This window comes from Paenibacillus polysaccharolyticus (assembly GCF_023714295.1).
GTDB lineage: Bacteria > Bacillota > Bacilli > Paenibacillales > Paenibacillaceae > Paenibacillus > Paenibacillus polysaccharolyticus_A.
In genome coordinates this window covers 21,942-44,561 of record NZ_JAMAUN010000014.1, presented here as the reverse complement: position 1 = coordinate 44,561, position 22,620 = coordinate 21,942, and the positions used below count along the sequence as shown (strand labels likewise).

24 protein-coding genes, 1 pseudogene and 1 riboswitch are annotated in these 22,620 nt (G+C 47.2%); of the genes and pseudogenes, 21 read left to right on the top strand and 4 right to left on the bottom strand.

Features of this window, described 5'->3' with window-relative positions:
- Positions 1 to 37: 37 nt before the first annotated feature.
- Positions 38 to 1,177, top strand: coding sequence for a M20/M25/M40 family metallo-hydrolase (locus M3629_RS24810; RefSeq protein WP_251511102.1), 1,140 nt, complete (start codon positions 38 to 40; stop codon positions 1,175 to 1,177).
- A 119-nt stretch (positions 1,178 to 1,296) separates the two neighbouring features.
- On the opposite strand, the gene M3629_RS24805 is transcribed toward M3629_RS24810, so the two are convergent.
- Positions 1,297 to 1,434, bottom strand: coding sequence for a Z-ring formation inhibitor MciZ (locus M3629_RS24805; RefSeq protein WP_251511100.1), 138 nt, complete (start codon positions 1,432 to 1,434; stop codon positions 1,297 to 1,299).
- Between the two features lie 324 nt (positions 1,435 to 1,758).
- On the opposite strand from M3629_RS24805, the gene M3629_RS24800 reads away from it, so the two are divergent.
- The 7 genes from M3629_RS24800 to M3629_RS24770 all read left to right on the top strand — a co-directional run bounded on the left by M3629_RS24800 (position 1,759) and on the right by M3629_RS24770 (position 7,361).
- Complete coding sequence (locus M3629_RS24800) at positions 1,759 to 2,352, top strand: NUDIX domain-containing protein (RefSeq protein ID WP_090922453.1); 594 nt, start codon at positions 1,759 to 1,761, stop codon at positions 2,350 to 2,352.
- Between the two features lie 2 nt (positions 2,353 to 2,354).
- Positions 2,355 to 3,581 carry an endonuclease Q family protein gene (locus tag M3629_RS24795; protein WP_251511099.1) on the top strand — a complete coding sequence of 409 codons (1,227 nt, stop codon included), beginning with the start codon at positions 2,355 to 2,357 and terminating at the stop codon, positions 3,579 to 3,581.
- Between the two features lie 160 nt (positions 3,582 to 3,741).
- Complete coding sequence (gene spoIIM / locus M3629_RS24790; protein ID WP_251511097.1) at positions 3,742 to 4,371, top strand: stage II sporulation protein M; 630 nt, start codon at positions 3,742 to 3,744, stop codon at positions 4,369 to 4,371.
- Between the two features lie 107 nt (positions 4,372 to 4,478).
- Positions 4,479 to 4,946, top strand: a complete 468-nt coding sequence (locus M3629_RS24785) for a Fur family transcriptional regulator (protein ID WP_090922447.1) — start codon at positions 4,479 to 4,481, stop codon at positions 4,944 to 4,946.
- Between the two features lie 161 nt (positions 4,947 to 5,107).
- Positions 5,108 to 5,350 (top strand): DUF4227 family protein, encoded by a 243-nt coding sequence (locus tag M3629_RS24780; RefSeq protein WP_090922446.1) that lies wholly within the window; start codon positions 5,108 to 5,110, stop codon positions 5,348 to 5,350.
- Between the two features lie 92 nt (positions 5,351 to 5,442).
- Positions 5,443 to 6,333: a tyrosine recombinase gene (locus M3629_RS24775; RefSeq protein ID WP_251511095.1), complete on the top strand. Its 891-nt coding sequence runs from the start codon at positions 5,443 to 5,445 to the stop codon at positions 6,331 to 6,333.
- A gap of 203 nt (positions 6,334 to 6,536) precedes the next feature.
- Positions 6,537 to 7,361: a purine-nucleoside phosphorylase gene (locus M3629_RS24770; protein WP_251511093.1), complete on the top strand. Its 825-nt coding sequence runs from the start codon at positions 6,537 to 6,539 to the stop codon at positions 7,359 to 7,361.
- 133 nt (positions 7,362 to 7,494) lie between these two features.
- Here M3629_RS24770 and M3629_RS24765 read toward each other — a convergent pair whose 3' ends face one another.
- Positions 7,495 to 8,046 (bottom strand): glutathione peroxidase, encoded by a 552-nt coding sequence (locus M3629_RS24765; RefSeq protein ID WP_251511091.1) that lies wholly within the window; start codon positions 8,044 to 8,046, stop codon positions 7,495 to 7,497.
- Between the two features lie 511 nt (positions 8,047 to 8,557).
- On the opposite strand from M3629_RS24765, the gene M3629_RS24760 reads away from it, so the two are divergent.
- The 4 genes from M3629_RS24760 to sigF all read left to right on the top strand — a co-directional run bounded on the left by M3629_RS24760 (position 8,558) and on the right by sigF (position 11,413).
- Positions 8,558 to 9,694 (top strand): D-alanyl-D-alanine carboxypeptidase family protein, encoded by a 1,137-nt coding sequence (locus tag M3629_RS24760; RefSeq protein WP_435368273.1) that lies wholly within the window; start codon positions 8,558 to 8,560, stop codon positions 9,692 to 9,694.
- Between the two features lie 143 nt (positions 9,695 to 9,837).
- Positions 9,838 to 10,191, top strand: coding sequence for an anti-sigma F factor antagonist (spoIIAA, locus tag M3629_RS24755; RefSeq protein WP_090922436.1), 354 nt, complete (start codon positions 9,838 to 9,840; stop codon positions 10,189 to 10,191).
- Positions 10,188 to 10,643 (top strand): anti-sigma F factor, encoded by a 456-nt coding sequence (gene spoIIAB / locus M3629_RS24750; protein WP_251511089.1) that lies wholly within the window; start codon positions 10,188 to 10,190, stop codon positions 10,641 to 10,643. Before spoIIAA ends, spoIIAB begins: the two co-directional genes overlap by 4 nt.
- A gap of 14 nt (positions 10,644 to 10,657) precedes the next feature.
- Positions 10,658 to 11,413 (top strand): RNA polymerase sporulation sigma factor SigF, encoded by a 756-nt coding sequence (gene sigF, locus M3629_RS24745; RefSeq protein WP_090922432.1) that lies wholly within the window; start codon positions 10,658 to 10,660, stop codon positions 11,411 to 11,413.
- Positions 11,414 to 11,487: 74 nt separating this feature from the next.
- Here the strand turns inward: sigF and M3629_RS24740 are convergent.
- Positions 11,488 to 12,243 (bottom strand): annotated as a pseudogene (locus M3629_RS24740) (DMT family transporter); the annotation flags it as partial.
- A gap of 45 nt (positions 12,244 to 12,288) precedes the next feature.
- Here M3629_RS24740 and M3629_RS24735 point away from each other — a divergent pair.
- The gene (locus M3629_RS24735) at positions 12,289 to 13,155 is read left to right on the top strand and encodes a helix-turn-helix domain-containing protein (protein ID WP_251511087.1); all 867 of its coding nucleotides are present in this window, start codon (positions 12,289 to 12,291) and stop codon (positions 13,153 to 13,155) included.
- A 67-nt stretch (positions 13,156 to 13,222) separates the two neighbouring features.
- Here M3629_RS24735 and M3629_RS24730 read toward each other — a convergent pair whose 3' ends face one another.
- On the bottom strand, positions 13,223 to 13,414 hold the full coding sequence (locus tag M3629_RS24730; protein ID WP_251511085.1) for a hypothetical protein: 192 nt from the start codon (positions 13,412 to 13,414) through the stop codon (positions 13,223 to 13,225).
- A 173-nt stretch (positions 13,415 to 13,587) separates the two neighbouring features.
- Between M3629_RS24730 and M3629_RS24725 the strand changes: the two genes are divergently transcribed.
- From M3629_RS24725 to ribE, 8 genes are all read left to right on the top strand, one after another.
- Positions 13,588 to 14,244 carry a stage V sporulation protein AA gene (locus M3629_RS24725; protein ID WP_251511083.1) on the top strand — a complete coding sequence of 219 codons (657 nt, stop codon included), beginning with the start codon at positions 13,588 to 13,590 and terminating at the stop codon, positions 14,242 to 14,244.
- Positions 14,231 to 14,653 carry a stage V sporulation protein AB gene (locus tag M3629_RS24720; RefSeq protein ID WP_251511081.1) on the top strand — a complete coding sequence of 141 codons (423 nt, stop codon included), beginning with the start codon at positions 14,231 to 14,233 and terminating at the stop codon, positions 14,651 to 14,653. The genes M3629_RS24725 and M3629_RS24720 overlap by 14 nt, the downstream gene beginning before the upstream one ends.
- A gap of 87 nt (positions 14,654 to 14,740) precedes the next feature.
- Positions 14,741 to 16,351 carry a spore germination protein gene (locus M3629_RS24715; RefSeq protein ID WP_435368272.1) on the top strand — a complete coding sequence of 537 codons (1,611 nt, stop codon included), beginning with the start codon at positions 14,741 to 14,743 and terminating at the stop codon, positions 16,349 to 16,351.
- Positions 16,352 to 16,454: 103 nt separating this feature from the next.
- On the top strand, positions 16,455 to 17,786 hold the full coding sequence (lysA, locus tag M3629_RS24710) for a diaminopimelate decarboxylase (RefSeq protein WP_251511079.1): 1,332 nt from the start codon (positions 16,455 to 16,457) through the stop codon (positions 17,784 to 17,786).
- A gap of 294 nt (positions 17,787 to 18,080) precedes the next feature.
- On the top strand, positions 18,081 to 18,512 hold the full coding sequence (locus M3629_RS24705; RefSeq protein ID WP_123062216.1) for a peptidylprolyl isomerase: 432 nt from the start codon (positions 18,081 to 18,083) through the stop codon (positions 18,510 to 18,512).
- Between the two features lie 279 nt (positions 18,513 to 18,791).
- On the top strand, positions 18,792 to 20,117 hold the full coding sequence (locus tag M3629_RS24700; protein ID WP_251511077.1) for a hypothetical protein: 1,326 nt from the start codon (positions 18,792 to 18,794) through the stop codon (positions 20,115 to 20,117).
- A gap of 152 nt (positions 20,118 to 20,269) precedes the next feature.
- Positions 20,270 to 20,431: riboswitch (FMN riboswitch) on the top strand.
- A gap of 341 nt (positions 20,432 to 20,772) precedes the next feature.
- Complete coding sequence (ribD, locus tag M3629_RS24695; protein WP_251511076.1) at positions 20,773 to 21,876, top strand: bifunctional diaminohydroxyphosphoribosylaminopyrimidine deaminase/5-amino-6-(5-phosphoribosylamino)uracil reductase RibD; 1,104 nt, start codon at positions 20,773 to 20,775, stop codon at positions 21,874 to 21,876.
- Between the two features lie 12 nt (positions 21,877 to 21,888).
- A complete protein-coding gene (gene ribE, locus M3629_RS24690; protein ID WP_251511075.1) occupies positions 21,889 to 22,557 on the top strand; it encodes a riboflavin synthase in 669 nt (222 codons plus the stop codon).
- Positions 22,558 to 22,620 lie beyond the last annotated feature (63 nt).

Genomic DNA, 22,620 nt, shown 5'->3' with positions numbered 1-22,620 from the left:
TGTATTGTACCGTATCTACGATAGGGAGGAAAGTCTAATGATTAATGAACAGCGTGTGATTCAGCATTTTATGGATCTGGTGCAGATTGATAGCGAAACAAAAAATGAGCAGAATATATCCAAGGTGTTAAAAGAACAATTCGCGGGTCTTGGTCTTCATGTCTATGAGGACGATACAATGAACGAGACAGGTCATGGAGCGGGCAATCTGGTCGTTACACTGGAAGCTGAAGGTGTGGCAGGTGTAGAAGGTGTAGAGCCGATGCTCTTCACATGTCACATGGACACCGTAACCCCCGGACAGGGAATCAAACCGGAGCTTGGTGAGGACGGATGGATTCGCAGTGATGGCACAACAATTTTGGGAGCGGATGACAAGGCGGGCATTGCAGCTCTGTTTGAAGCCATTCGTGTTATTCAGGAGAACAACATTCCGCATGGCAAAATTCAGTTTGTGATTACGGTCGGAGAAGAGTCGGGTCTTGTCGGTGCACGAGCAATGAATCCGAGAGATATCGATGCTTCCTTTGGTTATGCGCTGGATTCTAACGGAGCGGTGGGTACGATCTGTGTGGCTGCTCCAGCAAGAGCAGAGATTGAGATGAAAATCTATGGCAAATCGGCGCATGCCGGAGTGAATCCGGAAGATGGAATCAGTGCCATTCAGGTTGCAGCCAAAGCGATTGCGGCTATGAAGCTTGGACGCATTGACGACGAAACGACAGCGAATATTGGTAAGTTCCAAGGTGGCTCTGCACTGAACGTGGTATGTGACTTTGTTCAGATCGATGCGGAGGCTCGCAGTATTGTGCAAGAGAAAATCGAACAGCAAATTGCCCAAATGCGTGAAGCATTGGAGACGACATGTCGCAAATATGGCGCAACCGCAGAGTTCCGCAGTGAGATTAAATATCCTGCATTTGGCTTCCATGATGACCATGAGGTAGTGCAACTTGCCCAGCGTGCGATTCGAAGCCTGGGTCTGGAAACAAGCACGTTTGCTTCTGGCGGTGGCAGTGATGCGAACATTTTTAACGGGTTCGGCATTCCGACGGCGAATCTGGCTGTAGGGTATGAAGATATCCACACGACCAAAGAACGCATTCGCGCAGCAGACATTGTGAAACTGTCCCAGGTCGTTATCGCGATTGTGCAGGAAACGGCAAAAGGCAAATAAGTGATTGGGATATTTGATAGTCTATGAGATGATGTAATTGGAGCGTTGGTTGAAAAAAAGAAATAAAAGTCCGAATTTGGTGCAGACCGGGTTCGGACTTTTTGAACAATGGTGAAGCTCTAGCCTTTGCGTCCCGCAAGCATGTCGCTGAGTTTGGTATCAGGGCCCCATTCACGCATCCACTGTCTAAGGATAAGCTGTACTTGTCTGGCTTGTCCGACCACGTGCGCAGACTGAGGTGTGAGATAACTTTTCATTTGGTGAGTCCCCCTTGGTTCTCGCTGTACGCATTAGACTTGTACACACGATAAAATTCTTATAGGCTCACCATATGCCTGAAATCACCACTTTATACATCTTAGTTCAATTGAACGAATTTTTTACACATCAACGGAGAGGACAGAAAAAAACTGGAAAAGCGAAGCGGTCGCCTTTATCACCGGATTTTCTACCTTTGCAACAAGAGAATCAAAAAATCTGGGGATAACAGCGATTGGAAGTTTCTTCTGTCATCGGAGTGTCCGTGTAAATCAACTCGGCTCAATTGAACCATCACAAATAGAAACGGAGCTGAAGCACACATGAAATCCAAAACATCTGCTGCATCCATCTATGCACCTCAACCTGCGAATCCCAAGCTTGACGAAGTGACGGTATCCACCAAGCCAATCTTTGAAGGCAAAGTGATTTCACTTCAGGTAGACACAGTGAAGCTACCGAACGGACAGACGGCGACCCGAGAGATTATCAAACACCCGGGAGCAGTAGCGGTACTGGCATTGAGGGGAGATCGTATGCTGGTCGTGGATCAATATCGTCAGGCGATGGGACGTACCGAAGTGGAAATTCCTGCGGGCAAGCTTGATCCGGGTGAAGAGCCGGAGGTGGCAGCAGCGCGTGAACTGAAGGAAGAAACGGGATATGAAGCCAAGTCGCTCCGTCATCTGCGGTCTTTCTACACCTCACCAGGCTTCGCGGATGAGATCATTCACCTGTATATCGCCGAAGAGCTGGAAGCTGGAGAGATGGCTCTGGACGAAGATGAGTTTCTTGAAGTATCGGAGATCACGCTAGAGGAAGCGTACAAGCTGATGGACGAAAATCGAATCAGTGATGCCAAAACGATGATGGCTGTGTATGCCTGGGATATTTACAAAACGACAGGACGGTTTTAATCATGCAAAATCAAAAGGGAACGCTACCGCTGTGGGAGCCATGTTATGCGGATCTGCATATCCACATCGGACGCACGTCCCGTGGTGAGGCAGTTAAAATCAGCGGCAGCCGTGACTTAACTTTTGAGAATATAGCCAGGGAGGCCTCCACTCGTAAAGGAATTCATTTGCTTGGGGTCATTGATTGCCATTCTCCGGTTGTGCAGAGAGATATTGAGGAGCTGCTGGAGAACGGTACGATGTCTGAGGTTGAGGGCGGCGGTATTGCGTATCAGGACACCACCATTCTGCTCGGAACCGAAATCGAGCTTCGCGAGCCTGAGATGCGTGAGTTCCACATGCTCGCCTACTTCCGGGATCTGGGTACCATGAAGTCTTTTACAACCTGGATGACACGTTATATGAAAAATGTAAACCTAAGCTCCCAGCGGGTCTACGTGCCGGCTCTTGAGATGCAAGCGGAGATCAAAGCGCGCGGCGGGTTGATTGTTCCCGCTCATGTGTTCACCCCGCACAAGGGCATTTATGGCAGTACAGCACCACGTATGGCGGATGTGCTGGATACAAGCCTTGTGGATGCGGTTGAACTGGGTCTAAGCTCGGATTCCTCTATGGCGAGTTACATTCGGGAACTGGATCAAGTTCCGTTTCTAACGAATTCGGATGCGCATTCACTAGGTAAAATCGGGCGGGAATACAATGAGTTACAGATTGCATCGCCTTCGTTTGACGAATTCCGTATGGCCTTGCGAGGGGAAGAGGGAAGACATATTGCGGCCAATTATGGTTTGAATCCAAAACTTGGTAAATATCATCGGACGTATTGTGGAGCATGTGGTAGCGTTATGGATGAGAAGGATCTGTCCGCTGAACGGTGTCCGCTGTGTGGTAGCCCCAAGCTGGTTCAAGGGGTGCTCGATCGTATTCTGGCTATTGCTGATCGTAAGCAACCGGAGCTTCCTGCAGACAGGCCGCCATACTATTATCAAGTTCCACTCGAATTCATTCCAGGGCTTGGCAAAGCCAAGCTGCGTCAACTACTGGATCGTTTCGGAACAGAGATGGCTGTCTTGCATCGTACAGACGAAGCTCAGCTAGCCGAGGTGGTTGGTTCGGTGCTCGCTGAATTGATCGTAGCGGCTCGTAATGGTGGGCTGACATTGTCCTCTGGCGGTGGGGGCACATACGGCAAGGTCGCGGCCAAAGAGCAGACATCTCAGAAAATGTAGAACGAGTATGATGAGTAGAGCGGGTTGTTATAATTCGGACAAGAAGTCATACAGGTGAGCCCCGGTTCATAAGCTGAATCATAAGGATGATTAAGTCTAACGTTTGATATGTCTTATATCTCCTTGCAGCAGGATAACCGGAAAGGGGGCTCGTACCTGTATGCGTTCTTCTTATTTTACGTTCAAAGGGCAAACCTCGTTATATGTATTCGTCGCTGTCTTGTTTCTGGTCGGTGTCATCTTTGGTGCACTGATGGTCAACGCGCTTTCCTTGGAACAGCGACAGGATCTTGAAGGTTATTTGGGCAACTTCTTTATGACGGTGCAGCATAGTTCGCAAGGGACGGAGCACACCGCTTATTGGGATATCGCCATGCTTCATCTAAAATGGGTCGGTTTGATCTTCATTCTCGGCTTGTCTGTTGTAGGTTTACCAGGCATACTGGTTCTGGATTTTTTAAAAGGGGTATTAATCGGTTTTACCGTAGGGTATCTCGTCGGACAGTACTCGTGGAAAGGGCTGCTGTTTGCACTTGTATCCGTAGCGCCGCATAATCTGTTCGTCATTCCAATCCTGCTGATCTGTAGTGTGGCTGCGATGACGTTCTCGTTATATATCATACGCAATCGCGTTTTAATGCACCGTGCAGCTGGCCGTCAAAGGCCGTTTGCCTCCTATGTTATTTTGACGGTAGTTATGGCGGTATTACTGCTTGGTGTGGCTTCGTTTGAAACGTGGATTACCCCCGCAATGATGCGCTGGGTCACGCCGATGTTGCTTCCTGTTTAGCATGCACTGCATGTCCTAAAATGTTGACTTTGATATTGAACTCCCCCTATAATGAAAAGAGTGGGTTAAGTTGCAGTGTGCAGTGATTTCCTAGGGGGAGGGAGAAAATGGAAGCACGGATTGATAAAATTAAGCAGCAACTACAGTCCCAAGGTTATAAATTAACGCCCCAACGGGAAGCCACCGTAAGAGTACTTTTAGAGAATGAAGAAGATCATCTGAGTGCAGAGGATGTATTCATGCTCGTTAAAGAAAAGGCTCCCGAAATCGGTCTGGCAACCGTGTACCGTACCCTCGAACTATTGAGTGAGCTGCATGTTGTAGAGAAAATCAACTTCGGCGACGGTGTAGCGCGTTATGATCTGCGCGGAGATACATCCAAGCATCACCATCATCACTTAATCTGCGTGCAATGCGGAAGTATGGATGAAATACGTGAGGACTGGCTTGGACCGCTTGAAGAACGACTGGAGCGGGAATTTAACTTTTCGGTCGTAGATCACCGACTGGACTTTCATGGAATTTGTTATCGTTGCAAAGCTAAAAATGAACAAAAGCCCAAAGATGAAGAATAACATAGCCTATCTTCAAGCTCTCACCGGCGGTTTTGACGGGGGAGCTTTTTTGGTCACGAACCTGGCTTATGGTTGACTCTTCAAGGCATATTCCCGGACATTTGGACATACCCTGTTTCAAGAACGATACTGGACTTGAAATACGGGAGGGGACAGTTCCAATGATTATATCTGTGCGGAGAGGGCTCCGTTTTATACGATTTATTGTATTTTTTGCTGCGCTGGTGTATCTTTTCTACCACGTACTCGATCTGTTTAACGGCTGGATTTCACCTGTGGATCAGTATCAGATGCCAACGGGCAATGCGGTTAAGGTATTTCAGGAAACGGATTGGCCAGGCACTGGAGAAGCACGTCCTACGATGGCGGAGCGGCTTCGTCTCTTCTATTGGTACGGTGAGTAGCTGAAGGCGTGAAGAGTAGCTCCGACAGTCAGGGATGCAAATACGGAAGCAGCCTGCCGTTTGGCATTGCTGTCAGATGAGGAGTGTTGTACATGAATCAGACCATACACGCCTATGCTTTATACCTGGAAGAAGATAAAGGGATGTCGAGCAGTACGCTGGAATCCTATCTTCGAGATGTGGACAAGTTCGTTGAATTTGTGAAAAAGGAATATGGAATCCGCGAGGCGAGTGAGGTTAGACGAACACATGTTGTCTTATTTGTAGGTCAGCTCAAACAGGACGGCCGTGCGAATGCAACGATTGCTCGCAGCATCGTGTCTTTGCGATCGTATTTCCATTTTCTGATGCGGCGTGGCGAGATTGTACAGGACCCTACGTTTGATGTGGAAGCACCCAAGGCCGACAAGACACCTCCCCAAGTTCTTACGATTCCGGAGATCGAACTGTTGCTTGCTTCTCCAGATGTCAGCTCACCCCAAGGCGTTCGAGATCGAGCCATGCTGGAGTTGTTATACGCTACGGGCATTCGGGTGTCGGAACTGATTGCGCTGGATGTACGGGATGTCCAGCCTGGTATGCGCTTCATTCGTTGCGGCGGAGCGGGTAAAGAGCGCATTCTTCCGATTGGTGCACCGGCTGCCCACTGGGCGAGCGTATATATAGACGAGTTCCGTGAACAATTGCTTAAAGCAGGAACGGACGAGCAGGCATTATTTGTGAATGTATCCGGCAGACGATTAACCCGTCAGGGATTCTGGAAGTTGCTGAAAAAATCTGCTGTGGACGCGGGGATCTCGGGTGAGATCACCCCACATACGCTACGCCATTCATTTGCGGCTCACCTTATTGCGAGCGGAGCTGACACTCGTGCGGTGCAGGACATGCTTGGTCATGTCGAACAGCCCGGACAGCAATACAGTCAGCATGGGCGCAAGACGATGAAAGAAATTTATGAGACCCATCATCCACGTGCAAAATAAGGCTTAGCTTATGGTTTGCACTATGCATGCAAAAAGGGATACTGTAGCCTTTTAAGTTAATTTATATTTGAAACTAACTATGCCGTTATACATATGCGGATGCATGTTCAATGTCTGATTTCTTAAGCCAACACAGGTTCAAGACATAACAACCCCGCTGAATCATAAACGGTTCTTTACGACTCAAGGAGGAATAACAACTTATGACAACACTAAACCAACAGATGATTACAGAGGCGGCAGCCTACATTCAAAGCAAAAGCTCCATCAAGCCGGAAGTCGGTTTGATTCTCGGGTCAGGGCTCGGCGTTCTGGCTGAACTAATTGAGGATGGTGTTAACATTGCGTACCAGGATATTCCGCATTTCCCGGTGTCCACTGTAGAAGGACATGAAGGCGAACTGCTGCTTGGCACGATTCAAGGTCGTCCGGTTGTGATGATGAAAGGACGCTTTCATATGTACGAAGGATATGGCCCGGAATTGACGGCATTCCCGGTACGTGTCATGAAAGCGCTGGGCGTAAGCAGCCTGTTAGTAACGAATGCAGCTGGTGGCGTAAATACTGCTTATCAAGCAGGCGACTTGATGCTCATCTCCGATCATTTGAATATGACTGGCAAAAACCCGCTAATTGGTCCGAATGATGCTGCGCTAGGCGTACGCTTCCCGGATTTGTCCGAAGCCTACAGCCGTCGTCTGCGTGTGCTTGCTAAGGAAACAGCGGCAGCTCAAGGTTTTAATGTGCAAGAAGGTGTATACGCTGGTCTGCTCGGACCTAACTATGAAACTCCAGCAGAGATCAGAATGCTTCGTACTCTTGGTGCCGATGCAGTAGGAATGTCCACCGTTTCCGAAGTAATCGTAGCGCGTCATGCGGGCATTGAAGTGCTCGGCATTTCTTGCATCAGTAACATGGCAGCGGGGATCTTGGATCAGCCTTTGTCTCATGATGAGGTAATGGAAACGACGGAGCGTGTACGTGAAGCTTTCTTGGCGCTCGTGCTGGCTGTTATTCCTAAGATGTAATGATGAACTGAAGAATGAACAAAAGCGATCTTTAGTTTGAAGGATTCAATAAGGAACAATTCATTGAATGATGTTTTCTCAATGAGCTGTTCCTTTTTTTATAATATGAAATAGGAGAATGATGATATTCACTTTAGATGGATAGCAATGATTGAATGCTTGATTCAATGTCAAAGGGTTCCGTCGTTGTCTCAAATCTTCCTCGCACCTGGCCGTGCTGATCGATTAAAAATTTAGTGAAGTTCCATTTGACCCCATCACCTTGATAAATATCGGGGAATTTTTCGTTTAGAAAATGGTCCATCCATTCCCCGCTAGCCGTTTCGGTGTCAAAGCCTAGAAATGGTGCTTGTTCGGTTAAAAATTGAAAGATCGGATGAGCGTTCAGCCCCCTGACTTCGATTTTCTCAAATAACGGGAACGTTAACTTCAATCGATTTTCACAATGAGCTTTCACTTCCGAATTGTTCCCGGGCTCTTTCTCATTAAACTGGTTACACGGAAATGCAAGAATCTCGAAACCATAACGCTGGTACTTTTCGTACAACTGTTGAAGGGTCTCAAATTGACGAGAGTAGCTGCACTTGATGGCTGTGTTTACAACAAGGAGTACCTTTCCTCGGTATATAGCTAGATCAGCTAGCCTGCCATCTATGAAATGGACCTTATTATCATAAAAAGACATCAGAATCCTCCTCCTCCGTTATTTCAATGGTGACATATACATCATAATCTGATTTCTCTAATAGGAGAAATATATATAAATAATAAATAACATAGGTAAATCCTATAAATAATTTTCTTCTTATATAAGTTGAACTATTCTTTTACACAATAACGGAGAGGACAGAAAAAACCTGAAAAAGCGGAGCTGAAAGCTTTCTGAAAGAAAGCTACATCGGAAGCATAGGCTTCGCCTTTATCACCGGATTTTCCCCTTTGGAAAAGGGAATCCAAAAAATCTGGGGATAACCGCTACTCTCCAGGTTATTCTGTCATCGGAGTGGACCGTGTAAAATTTTTAGTTCAACTTATATAGTAAAAAAAGTTAGGGAAAACCTGCTGAGATTGGAATAATTTACTTCAAACCCGCCGACAATGGATAGCAGTACATGCGAGGACTTACCACCGCGCTATTCATTTGAGGAGGGAACCTAGTGAAAAAAAGAATAATGGCATCGTTCATGACCCTTTGTATGCTGCTACCCGTAATGGCATCTCCTGCTTTGGCAGAGGAAACACCTAAAACTGCTAGCGGAGCGGATTTGGCTCCATCGGCACGTTCTGCTATTCTGATGGATGCAGATACGGGAACTGTTATTTATGAGAAAAACAGCCATGATCAGCTGCCTCCGGCAAGCATAACGAAAATTATGACCATGTTGCTTACCATGGAAGCGATTAGTTCAGGCAAGCTGAAATTAACGGATAAGGTAAGAACGAGTGAATATGCGGCATCTATGGGGGGCTCACAGATCTTTCTGGAGCCGGGAGAAGAGATGAGCGTGGATGATATGTTAAAAGGCATTGCGATGGCCTCCGGCAATGACGCATCTGTGGCCATGGCCGAGAAGCTTGCCGGCTCTGAAGAGGCTTTTGTACAGATGATGAATGAGCGTGCACAAGAACTGGGTATGAAGGATACACGTTTTGCCAATGCGAACGGTTTGCCGGTGGATAATCATTATTCCTCTGCGCACGATATCGCGGTGATGAGCCGCGAACTGCTAAAACATCAGGGCATTACGAAGTACACGGGTGCTTATCAAGACTACTTGCGTAAAGACTCCGAGAAGCCCTTCTGGCTCGTGAATACAAACAAACTGGTGCGTTTTTATCAAGGGGCGGACGGTTTGAAAACGGGGTACACGTCCGAAGCGAAATTCTGTCTGTCGGCTACAGCTTCTAAAGATGGGCTGCGAGTCGTTGCGGTAGTCCTTGGTGAGCCGAATACGAAAACACGGAACAGTGAAGTATCTTCCATGTTTGATTATGCATTTGCTCAGTACACGATGAAGGCACTGTACAAAGCAGGTGATCTGCTAGGCAGTCTGAAAATTGAAAAAGGTGATGTCGCGGAGATGCCGCTGAATGCTGCGCAAAACTACAGTGTTCTGATGCGCAAAGGAGCCAAGTCGACAGATATCCGGCATGAGCTGATTGTAGCCAAAGAATTGAAAGCTCCAGTCAAAGCGGGTCAGAGTGTGGGTAAGCTCGTCGTATATCAAGGCAACGAAGTGATTAAGGAATTCGATATCCAGGCTCCGCAAGACGTGGGTAAGGCAGGCTGGTGGAAGCTGTTCAAGCGCACAACCTCGAACTTGTTCGATTAGTTGGCAGGAAACGCCATTCTCCCTGGGGCTGGAACGGTTTTTGTAGTTAAATAGGAGTTTTCTTCTAGTTTTGTCGGGGGGCAGGAAAAGCTTTTGGCAACGTAGAAAACTTTGTTCTAAGACAGGGAGGAGAGTGGGCAAACGTGAACTTGAATGTGGACATGGAGCATCACCGCGGGATTTTGATTGTGCGATTATCCGGGGAGCTGGATCACCATACAGCTGATATGGTACGTATGCAGATGGATGAAGCGATACAGCGCAGGCAATGTGAACATCTGGTGCTAAGTTTAAAAGACCTCGAGTTTATGGACAGTTCAGGACTAGGTGTTATTTTGGGAAGATACAAGTTGATCAAAAATAAAGGCGGCAAAATGGTCGTCTGTGATGTAAATCCGCCGGTATACCGTTTGCTGGAAATGTCGGGATTGTTCAAGATCATGCCGATATACGAAAATGAGGGCACTGCTCTCTCAGGTCTGGAGGTCGTCTCATGAATGAAGGAACAGGGGCAAATTTCATGAATCTGCAATTTGCGGCCAAGTCGGAGAATGAATCGTTTGCACGGGTCACCGTTGCGGCTTTTATCTCTCAGCTTGATCCCACGATGGACGAGCTTAGTGATCTAAAGACGGTCGTCTCCGAAGCGGTGACCAATAGCATCATCCACGGATACAATAACAATCCGGAAGGTGTTGTGACCATTCAAGCCGAGATTCGTGACGATATGATCACGATCATTGTAGAGGACCGTGGCGAAGGTATCGAAGATCTTGATCTGGCTAAACAGCCGCTGTATACGTCCAAACCCGAACTCGAGCGGTCGGGCATGGGCTTTACCATTATGGAAAATTTTATGGATGAATTCGAAGTCAGCAGTGAGCCCGGCAGAGGCACCTCCATCAAGATGAAAAAAAGGATTGAATCCAAGAAAGCATTGTATAATTAGGGGTTGGTGTTCTTATGGATGCTGAAGTGAAACCATCTTCACAGACCTATTTGGACGATGCCGAGGTCAAACGGCTGATTGCGCTCAGTCAGTCGGGTGACCATGAATCACGGGATACGCTGGTGAACTGCAACATCAGACTCGTCTGGTCCGTCGTGCAGCGTTTTATGAACAGGGGATATGAACCGGAGGATCTGTTCCAGATTGGTTGTATCGGCCTGCTCAAGTCAGTGGACAAGTTCGATCTCAGTTATGACGTAAAGTTCTCGACGTATGCGGTACCGATGATTATTGGTGAGATCCAGCGTTTCCTGCGGGATGACGGAACCTTGAAGGTCAGTCGTTCGCTGAAAGAGATGGCCAATAAAGTTCGCAAGAAGAGGGATGAACTGTCCAAACATCTGGATCGATTGCCCACAATTAAGGAAGTTGCTGCTGAACTCGGGGTTACCCCGGAGGAAGTGGTATTCGCCCAGGAGGCTAACAAACCGCCAACCTCCATTCATGAGACGGTATTCGAGAATGATGGTGATCCGATTACACTGATGGATCAGATCGCGGATGAGTCTCAGGAGAAGTGGTTTGACAAGCTGGCACTGAATGAAGCAATCGGTGGCCTGAGTGAACGGGAGCGACTTATCGTATACCTTCGGTATTACAGGGATCAGACTCAATCCGAAGTGGCAAGCAGGCTGGGGATATCCCAAGTACAAGTCTCACGGTTGGAGAAAAAAATACTGCAATCGATTCGCGATCAAATCGCGCAGTAATTCAGGATTGATTCAGGGCTGATTCCATCCACCGGTATGGGTATAGATTCATCATAATACGACAACTAACAACCTCAATTCGCGTTATTTAGCGATGAGGTTATTTGTCGTTTTAATATTTTATGCGGACACGGAGGAGGAACGTTGAACTGTAAAATGACAATTAAAAGGATAATACAGCCAGTACCTAACCATTGATAGATGCCGAAGGGTTCATGTAACCAAAAGACCATGGTACCTACTGCTGCTAAAGGCTCCGCGCTCCCTAACAAGCTGGTCTCCTGAGGCGTGAGGTATTTCAGGCTGGCAATGTAGAACCAGAATGCGAGTAACGTTCCAATCAATATGGAAAACAACAAATAACTACAGGTCTCTGATGTCAGCAGTGTAAGGCGGATCTTCCATGGCGCATGAACAGAGCTCATACCCACTCCACCAATCACCATGGCCCAGCCAACGACCACGAGAGAATCAAATTCGTTAAGTAATCTGACCGCATACAATGTATAAAATGCAGCAGATACACCAGATAACAATCCCCAGATCACTGCTGGCTGCGAGACGGATAACTGATGCAGAGAGCCATTTGTAAGCAGAAGAAAACATCCCACAAGCGCCAGAGTAGCGCAGATTATAAGTTTGGCTGTAAGTAGGGATTGTTTGCGCAGTACCATATATACCATGATCATGACAGGAGAAAGATATTGCAAAAGTGTGGCGACAGCTGCATTGCCGTGATCAATGGAAGCCATGTAAGTGTACTGTACAGCCAACATGCCGACCAAGCCAAAGATAATAAATGGCAGGGCTGTTTGTATTGATTTGATTACTATCAAAAATTACACAAAAAATATAACAATATTGAGATGAGAGCGATGCGAAAAATAAAATTTGAAATCAATCAAAAGCTAAAAGAAATGACAGAGCATCGCACAGATGATCTGTCTATTGCTTGTTACCGGACAACCGTTGCAAAGCATGTACAAGGATATATTCCTTTGCACTGGCATGATGAATTGCAGTTTGTAGCGGTCATTCAAGGTAAGGTATTATTTCATATTAATGAACAGCAAGTAGCGGTTTTACAGGGGAATGGGTTGTTCATCAACAGAGGCATGATGCACATGGCAGAGGATTTTAGTGCGGAGGAGCAAGGCATTTATCTTTGTTTGAACGTGGCTCCGCAATCACTGGCACCTGCCGAACTTGACATGAAATACGTACATCCATATGTAACTGCAACGAATTTACCATTTCTAATGATTGAGAAATCTAACTCATGGGGAGAGCAGGTACTTGGAAACATCACGGCTGTGAGACAGGAGATTGAAAAGCAGGTTCCTTACTATGAATTGAACGTTGCAGCAGCTGTGCTGGAGATCTGGAAAGGTCTAATCAAGAATGGTTACTTTCTGGAACATAACGAAACAGAGATGATCCGAAGTCGGCGTATAAAACAGATGCTGATGTGGATTCATCAAAACTATACTGAACCGCTCAGGCTGGAGGATATCGCAAAGGTAGGTCAGTTAAGTCGTGCAGAGACATGCAGAACCTTTAAGCAAATACTGCGTACGACACCGATGCAATATGTGCTGGATTATCGAATTCGAAAAAGTACAGAGTTGCTACGTTTCTCACAGCGCAGTGTCACCGAAATCGCTTACGAGGTTGGGTTCAACAGTACCAGCTACTTCATTGAACAGTTCCGAAAAATGATGAAAAGAACGCCTTTACATTGATACAACAAATACGATCTGGCCAAGTATATTTAGAGGAGGAGAGATAAAGTATATTGGCTTGCCTTTCTCATTTCTTCCTAAGCCGATCCCATCTAGATCGCCCACCGCCCTCCATACTCTTTTCCTCCACGACCAGACTTCCAGCTTTTATCCCCTGCCCTCCCCCCGCAAGTTTCTTTCCTTTGGTTTGGAAAAAAGAGGAGGCAAGCCAGCGGAGGGAAGGAATCGGTAAAAGGAGCGAAGCGAGCGCGTTTATCACGGGATTTCCTCCTTGAAAAGGAGAAAACGAGAAATCCGGGGATAACCAGCGCCCGATACCGATCCATCCCGGAGCGTTCAGCGCCCCGTCCACGCTCTTTTCCAACTTAAATGTAATAAATTTGCACATTCTTCAAATACTAACCTAAATTACGCAGTAAAGGAGTGCTTGGGATGTCCCAGATACCCACTCCAACGGTCTACGTTCGCATGCGCAGCCGAATTCGCATTCAGAGAGGGCGAGCGGTCAAACTGCGGGACATTGCCCACGTACTGGCCTCATCCGAGGATCAGGAGGACAGGCTGCTGGAGCTGGAACTGCTGCGGCCCGGACCGGAGGACGGCAACCTGATCCTTATTGACATTTTGCAGGTTATTCCCCGAATTCGGCAACTGATACCGGATGTAAATGTGGAGCTGATGGGTCCCGGGCATACGTTAGTCGAAGTGATGGCGAGAAAGAGTCAGGCTTCAAAATCCTTGTTTATCCTGGTATGGCTACTGCTGTTCTTCGGCTCAGCGCTAACGATTATGAATTTTCACGCGGACGTAAACATGCAAGAAGTGCAGATCCGTATTGTTGAGATGCTGACAGGACACAGAGATGAGCATCCGTACTTATTTCAGCTCGCCTATTCCCTTGGAATCGGCTTTGGCATGGCCGTCTTTTTCAACCATTTGTTTAAGAAAAAATGGAATGAAGAGCCTACACCCCTCGAAGTGGAAATGTTCCTTTACCAGCAAAATGTAGACCAATATGTCGTCATTGAAGAGACAGAACGGATGCATGAGCAGAATCAACGGGAGTTGAACGACGATGAGCGTGCTTAACGGAGCGATTAGCATCGTGCTTGGCATTGCCGGGGGAATCGCTGTGGGGAGCGGTGTTATTGCCCTTATCCTTGTGCTTGACATGATTCCCAGACTGGCGCAGGTTACGCATTCTTATGACAAAACGCATTGGTATGAGGGAGCTCTCATTGGAGGTTCGTTGCTGGGCACGGTTGCTGATTTCTGGCATTGGAAAATGAATGGTGTTATGCTTCTCAGCCCCATTGTTGGGCTGTTCTGCGGTGTGTTTATTGGCCTGCTGGCTGCAGCGCTGACCGAAGTTTTAAATGTACTACCTATTTTAGCAAAAAGGCTGGGTATGAGATCATATTTGTTTGGACTGTTGCTGGCGATGATTCTTGGCAAAATGACAGGCTCGTTATTTGACTTTTTCATATACCAAAGGTAAAGCGGCATGACAGGTAAAAGGAGGATGGACATGGACGATCATACGGATCAGGCGAAGCATGAACATAGCGACGGTATAACGGAAGAGATGATGCACAAGTCGGCTTACGAGATCCAGCGGGAAGAAGAGAAAAAGGCGTACCAGAAGAAAAAACAAAACGAGATGTCCGACAGCATTGAGGAATCCGTTCATTATTGGCAACACAACGATGATATTTCTCCACGCATGGATGATAACAAAAACACGCTCAAGCAAGTGCTTGGCCTAGGCGAGTCTTTTGATGTGGACATGAGAGAGATGGTGCTTGGCGGCAAACATGTAGGATTGCTGCTGCTTACGGGATTTGCCAAAGATGAAATTTTGCTCGAAGTATTAAAAAGATTAACGTACCTTACGCCGGATCAGATATCGGAACATGCGCTCAAGTCCTACTTCGAATGTTACATTCCCCATATCCAGGTGGAACGAGTCGAGAAGATGAGTGCTGTAATCAGCAAGGTTCTGATGGGCATGAGTGCCATGTTTGTCGAGGGAGACCGGACCGTGCTTATTATGGACACCCGGAGTTATCCGGTTCGATCGCCCGAAGAGCCTTCGCTTGAACGCGTGGTTCGTGGTTCACGGGATGGTTTTACCGAAACATTGCTGACCAATGTAGCGCTGGTGCGCCGCAGAATACGGGACCCCGGACTAAAGTTTGAACTCATGCAGGTAGGACGGAGAACCCAAACCGATGTATGTGTGGTTTATATTGACGATATAGTGGATAAGGTGCAGGTGGATTCGGTAAAGGAAAAAATACAACGAATCGATATCGACGGTATTCCGGCTGCCGATAAACAGTTGGAGGAAGCAATCATCAACAAAGGATGGAATCCATTTCCCCTTGTTCGTTATTCGGAACGCCCTGACGTTACAGCATCCCACTTGCTGGAAGGACGAGTCGTTATTTTTGTAGATACATCCCCCAGCGTAATGATCTTGCCGACGACTTTTTTTGATCTATGCGAGCATGCAGAGGAGAACAGACAAACTGCTCTTATGGGAACCTATCTGCGCTGGGTGCGTTTTGCAGGCATATTGATCTCTCTGTTTCTACTGCCACTATGGATGTTGATGGTGATCGAGCCTTCGCTCAAACCGGTCGGTTTGGATTTCATCGGTCCACAGGAAAACGTGAAGTTACCGATTATTTTGCAATTTCTGCTCATCGAGCTGGGTGTAGACTTATTGCGGATGGCTGCGGTTCATACGCCGACCCCGCTGGCCTCAGCCATGGGTCTGATTGCGGCAATACTGGTCGGAGATATCGCGGTGAAAACGGGGTATTTTGTCAATGAGGTAGTGCTCTATATGGCTATTGCGGCAATCGGAATGTTCGCAACACCGAGTTACGAGTTAGGACTCGCTAATCGACTCGTCAGGTTGCTACTGCTTATCGCGGTTGCGATATTTAAGGTGCCGGGGCTGGTCGTTGGAACCACGTTGCTGGTTGTGGCGTTGACCATTCACCGTTCATATAACTCGTCTTATCTTTGGCCATTTATACCTTTTAATGCAAAGGCATTTGGCAACTTCCTGTTCAGGGTTCCATTGCTTGTCAGCAAGAAACGTCCATCCTTCAACAAAACACGTGACAACACCAAGATGTCTGAAGATCCCGATGGTGAATTGCGAAAAAGTAAAAAACACAAATGATGTGCCGAAAAATCCATTCATCTCCCGGCTTAATTTGATATACTGGTGTAAAATCAATGGAATAGTAACTGTTCCAGTATACAAAAAGTGAGGAATGCAAACGATGTATTTACACGGTACAAGCAGAATAAATGAGCAAGGTCACCTAGAGATTGGCGGAGTAGACGTTACGGATATGAAAGAGCAATTTGGAACACCGCTCTATGTTGTGGACGAGCAATTGGTTCGCGAGCGCTGCAGAGAGTACATGGACGCATTCCGTGCTTCAGGTTTGGGCTTCCAAGTTGCATATGCAAGCAAAGCATTCTGTGTTATGGCGATGTGTGCTCTCGCGGCAGAGGAAGGTCTTTCTCTGGATGTTGTCTCTGACGGCGAACTGTTCACGGCATTGCAAGCAGGTTTCCCGGCAGAACGCATTCATTTCCACGGCAACAACAAAACGCTCGAAGAGATCGAAATGGCGCTTGACGCCGAGATTGGATGCTTCGTGGTAGATAACTTTAACGAGTTGCACCTGCTCCAAGCTGTCGCAGCGGACAAAAACCGTAAAGTAAACGTCCTCCTGCGTGTAACGCCAGGGGTTGAGGCACATACGCATGAATATATTTCCACAGGACAAACGGACTCCAAGTTCGGTTTTGATATCGGCAACGGTACAGCATTTGAAGCAATTGAACTTGCATCCAAACAATCCAACCTGGTATTGCTCGGTGTACATTCTCACATCGGTTCCCAGATTTTTGAGGTGGAAGGATTCCAGATGGCGGTTCAACGTGTTGCTGAATTTGCAGCAAGTGTATATGAGCGCCTGAATGTGGCATTCAAAGTCGTAAACCTGGGAGGCGGATTCGGAATCCGTTATATTGATGGTGACACACCGCTTGAAGTAGCTCAGTATGTGAAGGCCATTACCGATGCGGTAAAAAATCATTTCGCACAAATCGGCTATGCAGTGCCTGAGATTTGGGTTGAGCCAGGCCGCAGCATCGTAGGTGAAGCAGGTACAACGCTGTACACCGTTGGAACGAGCAAAGACATTCCAGGCGTGCGTAAATACGTAGCTGTAGACGGTGGTATGACGGATAACCCACGTCCTGCGTTGTATGAGTCCAAATACGAGGCCGTACTGGCAAATCGCGCAAACGAAGCGGCAACAGAAACGGTATCTGTAGCGGGTAAGTGCTGCGAGAGCGGTGACATGTTGATTTGGGATCTGGATCTGCCAAAAGTGGAGAGCGGTGATCTGCTTGCCGTAGCTTGCACAGGGGCATATAACTATTCCATGGCAAGCAACTACAACCGGATTCGTCGTCCGGCCGTTGTGTTTGTCAAAGACGGTCAAGGCGATGTAGTTGTACGTCGTGAGTCGTATCAGGACATTATCCAAAATGACCTCGTGCCAGCACGTATTGGCAAACAGCCGGTTACTCGTTAATTCATCAAGCAGGGACCTGGAAAAGAAATACTCCATGTTTCTGTATCATAAGTTCCAAATACCATCAGAAGAGGACGGAACGGGCTTGCCCTATCCGTCCTTTGTCATGAATGTGGCATCTATTCGGCACACTTATAGGCTTGTAGTTGAGAGTATAAAATCAAAAAAAATAGCTCTTTCTTTTGCGATTCGGCTCTTTTCGGTGTAAACTAAGAAAAGTGCTGTAATGCTCGACCACAAATTCGGTATTGCGTCACAATTACTTTGCTCAAAATTGAAAGGAGTCATTTACATATGGCGAAACAAGCGAAAATTAAAATGGCAAACGGCGGAGAAGTTCTGATTGACCTGTTCGATCAGGAAGCTCCAAATACGGTAGCAAACTTTGAAAAGCTGGCAAACTCCGGTTTCTATAACGGTCTCGTTTTCCACCGTGTGATCCCGGGCTTCGTGGCTCAAGGCGGATGCCCTAGTGGTTCCGGTACTGGCGGTCCTGGTTACACAATTAACTGTGAGATCAATCCGAACAAACACGAGCGTGGAACACTTGCTATGGCACATGCTGGCCGCAACACAGGCGGAAGCCAGTTCTACATCTGCTACCAGCCACAGCCACATTTGGACGGACAACATACGGTATTTGGAAAAGTAAGCAAAGGCATGGAGTTTGTTGATGCTTTTGAAGGCCGCGACAAAATGGAAACAGTTGAAGTTGTAGAAGTTTAATTTCAACTAAACTGATTAAGCGCATCAAGTTAACCCCTGGTACATTCCTATTACGGAAGTACGAGGGGTTTTGTGCATTGTACTACCTTTTTGCATAATTGCCTTGCGATGTGTTATCGAAAATAAGCTTAAAGGAACTGGCGGGATGAGTTGGACGTAGGTTATTCTAGCTAGGTACAGACTGTTGAAACCAAATACATGAGGTTTCACAGCGCACCGAATATACTGAGCTTACAAGCTTACATGTTTTCAGAACTACTGTGAGAGGATGTTGTAACTTTGACTTTAGATGTTGTACAGCAGCTTAAACTACTTCAACACATTTATAGTGAGAGCACGATTTGGGACGAGGAGTTGGGTGCTTCAAGACAGACTGTGCCGGAGGACGTATCGCCGGAGCAATTGCAGGCACTAAAGGCTGCCGGACATGAGCCAAATCACTTTGTAAGACCGCAGCATGAGGAGACGATCCGAGAATTGAGAACATTGGCTGAGCGTTGGACTCTTCAGGAGGCTGCACAGGCGTTTGTGGCTTCTCTATGGTCAGCGCCAATGATCTGGCGTTCACTTCTTACAGGAAAACTGATTGCAAGCAGTATACCTGACCATGAATATAGTCCATATCCCTCCAGTCGTAAGTGCCAGATCTGTGGTTTGGATGTCAATGACGGAGTAGATACTTCGCTACAGTGGTACTGGCGAATGACCAACGGCACACCGCTGGATGGAGACGTTTTTGGACATGTACTGGCTCTGAGAGAGATGGCTGCTTCGCAGGAGCTTCCTGTTCCTAATGAGTATGATCGCTGGACGTTGCGCGCGGTGTTAACGGTGCTGCGTAATCTGCCACCTAAAACTCGGTACAGCAAGGCTGCGGATGCACTCAAAAAAGAACAATTCCTGCCTACGAAAAAAGTATATGTTTACCGCGATTTGCTTGAAACGCTGGCGCTGATCGGTATTCTGGACACGCCAGAACAGCCAGGAATGATTACAGCCTTCACCTCATATGCAGAACGCGACAAGAGACCTAATACCCGCGTTGAGGTACAAGCGCCCTTGGCATGGTGGGATTCATCTGTAGGAATCAACGACGACAATCTGGCCCGGATTTTTAATGAATTCGACTGCAGTGATGTATTATTTGAGGACAAGATTGAACCAAGTCCACCGGTGAGTGAGACCGTTATTGGTGCATTTGAAAGCAGACGAGGTGTAGGTACCAAGGCGAAGGTACCGAAAAAATCTCCGGATGCCGGTACGGGTGAAGTGCGGCCTGGAGATGTATATGCAGTGAAGGTACTGAGTGGCTCTTGGGTTACAGTATACTGTCATGAAGTGAGGGACAAACGTGCCGTCGTTGAATATTTGGATGGCGTGTTCCCCGAAATGCCGGGAAAAGAAGACCTTATTCTGACCGTTCGTCCAAGGCCGGATGAGCGCTGGCAGTGCTCGGCCATCGGAATGGACTCGACCAGTTGGGTTAGAAGAGTAGCTCGGGATATGCCAGCTCCTGCTGCTTCCCAGCCCAAGCCTGAGAGTGTTCCTTTCCACGCTGCAAAGGATTTGAGGCACATGGCAAGCTGGTGTTTTCCAGACCTTTAGAAATTATCTTCATTATTGGATGAAGTCCGTATCTCGTATGAGATGCGGATTTTGTAATATAAATGCTTATTAAAAGTTAGTATGTGACAAAAAGAAACAAAAATGAATTGATTTTTTGACATTAAAGTGCTAACATCCAATTAATAACGAAAGCGATCCTTCAGGGCAGGGTGTAATTCCCTACCGGCGGTGATGCGTGTTGGGGAACTATTTTCCACGACATCGCAAAGTCCGTGACCTGTCTGCTTATAGCAGATGGCTGATCTGGTGTAATTCCAGAACCGACAGTATAGTCTGGATGGGAGAAGGAGTGGGTGCACGCCAATGAGGCTGCACTCCGCAGGAGTGGTGTCACATAACATCCAGCTCGTTCAGATGTTGTGTGTGGAAGGCTTGTTTATAATGAGTTTTCTGGTACATAATACCGTTATATAGAACTCTTCACCTGATTCTATGTATATCATTCTGTTGCTCGAATGGATATGCAGCAGGGTATGTGTTTGTTTTCACGTACCTGTCAATGGTTATGGTGAAGTGTCGGTATTAGTGTGTTTCATCTCTCCTGCAGAGACAGTAGTCTTCCATCATCCCTACCTGAACAGATTGTTCGGTAGGGATTTTTTAGTTCAAGATTATAACCGTGGGGTGAACGGATATGGAAATGATCAATGATGAATTTTATATGGCGTTAGCACTGGATATGGCAGAACGGGCACAAGGACAGACTGGAATTAATCCTGTCGTGGGATGTGTCGTTGTTAAAGATGGACGGGTTGTTGGCCTGGGAAGCCATCTGAAACGGGGGACAGGTCATGCGGAAGTGCATGCCTTGAATATGGCTGGAAGCGACGCGGTGGGGAGCACCGTTTACGTCACATTGGAACCTTGTAGTCACTATGGTAAAACTCCACCCTGTAGCGAACGTTTGATTCACGAGAAGGTTAAACGAGTGGTGGTCTGTTGTGAAGACCCGAATCCGCAGGTTTCTGGTACAGGCATTAGTATGCTTCGTCAACAAGGCATTGAAGTTGAAGTGGGTATTTTGCGCGAACGCGGAAGACGTATGAATGAAAAGTTTATTAAGTTTATTACTACGGGCCTTCCTTTCGTTACCCTCAAAACAGCATCTACGCTGGATGGTAAAATTGCTACGCGTAGCGGTGACAGCAAATGGATCTCCAACGAGCCGGCGCGTGAAATTGTGCATGCGCTTCGTCACCGTCATCAGGGCATTATGGTTGGCGTGGATACGGTAATTGCCGATAATCCCGAACTGACTACCCGTTTGCAGGTGGAAGGCATCAGTCCGGTACGAATCGTAGTGGATTCCAAGCTGAGGTTGCCTGTAGGCTCCAAAATGGTCAAGGACGGTCTGGCCCCAACGTGGGTACTTACAACGGATGAAGCCAGCCAGGAAGCCGCTGAGCGTCTTGAAGCTTACGGTGTTGAAGTCATTCGCTGCGGACCTGGGCCACGCGTAGATTTGCTACATGGCCTGAGCAAGCTCGGAGAACGGGAGATTGGCTCCATTCTGCTAGAAGGCGGCGGTACACTAAATGGTGCAATGCTGGAAGCTCGGTTGGTAGATCGTCTGCTGATGTTTATCGCTCCTAAGATTGTGGGTGGATATGATACACCGGGAAGTTTCCGTTTTGAAGGCGTAGAGCGTATGAGTCAAGCGATTCAATTGCATCAGCTGGAAATTGAGCAAATTGGAGATAATATCAGCATTGGCGGTATTCCGGTTTGGCCAGAATAGGGGGACGATAGCATGTTTACGGGTTTGGTGGAAGAAGTCGGTCAGATCCGGCGTATTGGCCGTAAAGGCGAGGCTCTGGTTCTGAATATCGCTGCTTCCGTCATTATGGAGGATCTGAAGATTGGTGACAGTGTAGCGGTTAACGGAGTTTGTCTTACCGCAACCACCCTGGAAGGCGGAGGTTTTACAGCAGACGTCATGCCGGAAACGTATCGCCACACCAATCTCAGCCAGCTTCAATCCGGCAGCAAGGTTAATCTAGAACGAGCCATGTTGTCCGGTGGACGATTCGGTGGTCATATCGTTCAAGGTCATGTGGATGGAACCGGAGTGATTGGCAACATTACGCGAGATCAGAATGCGGTTGTGTTCGAAATCAAGCCCGATGACCATGAACTTTTCAAATTTTTAATTCCAAAAGGTTCGGTCACTTTGGATGGGATAAGCTTGACGGTGGTACAGACGACTCACAGTTCCTTCACGGTTTCGATTATTCCTCATACGATTGGAGAAACGGTGTTAAATGTTAAAAAGACAGGAGATACCGTCAACATTGAATGCGATATTTTGGGGAAATATGTAGATCATTTGTTACAATACGGCAAGGGTCATCCGGAAACGAAATCAGGCAAGCCAAGCAGCATCAGTGAAGAGTTTCTTTCCAATCACGGATTTGCATAATTTAGCGAGAGAAAAGTATAAACCACAGAAGGCTCCAAATGATTTGATTTGTAGTGCACACGC

What these genes read in the sequence shown, in the direction of transcription:
- sigF (WP_090922432.1), top strand. Translation starts at nt 10,658, where the DNA reads ATGGATGCTGAAGTGAAACCATCTTCACAGACCTATTTGGACGATGCC.
- M3629_RS24765 (WP_251511091.1), bottom strand. Translation starts at nt 8,046, where the DNA reads ATGTCTTTTTATGATAATAAGGTCCATTTCATAGATGGCAGGCTAGCT.
- M3629_RS24810 (WP_251511102.1), top strand. Translation starts at nt 38, where the DNA reads ATGATTAATGAACAGCGTGTGATTCAGCATTTTATGGATCTGGTGCAG.
- M3629_RS24705 (WP_123062216.1), top strand. Translation starts at nt 18,081, where the DNA reads ATGGCGAAACAAGCGAAAATTAAAATGGCAAACGGCGGAGAAGTTCTG.
- M3629_RS24720 (WP_251511081.1), top strand. Translation starts at nt 14,231, where the DNA reads ATGAGCGTGCTTAACGGAGCGATTAGCATCGTGCTTGGCATTGCCGGG.
- ribE (WP_251511075.1), top strand. Translation starts at nt 21,889, where the DNA reads ATGTTTACGGGTTTGGTGGAAGAAGTCGGTCAGATCCGGCGTATTGGC.
- M3629_RS24795 (WP_251511099.1), top strand. Translation starts at nt 2,355, where the DNA reads ATGCAAAATCAAAAGGGAACGCTACCGCTGTGGGAGCCATGTTATGCG.
- M3629_RS24785 (WP_090922447.1), top strand. Translation starts at nt 4,479, where the DNA reads ATGGAAGCACGGATTGATAAAATTAAGCAGCAACTACAGTCCCAAGGT.
- M3629_RS24775 (WP_251511095.1), top strand. Translation starts at nt 5,443, where the DNA reads ATGAATCAGACCATACACGCCTATGCTTTATACCTGGAAGAAGATAAA.
- M3629_RS24715 (WP_435368272.1), top strand. Translation starts at nt 14,741, where the DNA reads ATGATGCACAAGTCGGCTTACGAGATCCAGCGGGAAGAAGAGAAAAAG.
- M3629_RS24805 (WP_251511100.1), bottom strand. Translation starts at nt 1,434, where the DNA reads ATGAAAAGTTATCTCACACCTCAGTCTGCGCACGTGGTCGGACAAGCC.
- lysA (WP_251511079.1), top strand. Translation starts at nt 16,455, where the DNA reads ATGTATTTACACGGTACAAGCAGAATAAATGAGCAAGGTCACCTAGAG.
- M3629_RS24760 (WP_435368273.1), top strand. Translation starts at nt 8,558, where the DNA reads ATGCTGCTACCCGTAATGGCATCTCCTGCTTTGGCAGAGGAAACACCT.
- spoIIM (WP_251511097.1), top strand. Translation starts at nt 3,742, where the DNA reads ATGCGTTCTTCTTATTTTACGTTCAAAGGGCAAACCTCGTTATATGTA.
- M3629_RS24725 (WP_251511083.1), top strand. Translation starts at nt 13,588, where the DNA reads ATGTCCCAGATACCCACTCCAACGGTCTACGTTCGCATGCGCAGCCGA.
- M3629_RS24735 (WP_251511087.1), top strand. Translation starts at nt 12,289, where the DNA reads ATGCGAAAAATAAAATTTGAAATCAATCAAAAGCTAAAAGAAATGACA.
- M3629_RS24800 (WP_090922453.1), top strand. Translation starts at nt 1,759, where the DNA reads ATGAAATCCAAAACATCTGCTGCATCCATCTATGCACCTCAACCTGCG.
- ribD (WP_251511076.1), top strand. Translation starts at nt 20,773, where the DNA reads ATGGAAATGATCAATGATGAATTTTATATGGCGTTAGCACTGGATATG.
- spoIIAB (WP_251511089.1), top strand. Translation starts at nt 10,188, where the DNA reads ATGAATGAAGGAACAGGGGCAAATTTCATGAATCTGCAATTTGCGGCC.
- M3629_RS24780 (WP_090922446.1), top strand. Translation starts at nt 5,108, where the DNA reads ATGATTATATCTGTGCGGAGAGGGCTCCGTTTTATACGATTTATTGTA.
- M3629_RS24770 (WP_251511093.1), top strand. Translation starts at nt 6,537, where the DNA reads ATGACAACACTAAACCAACAGATGATTACAGAGGCGGCAGCCTACATT.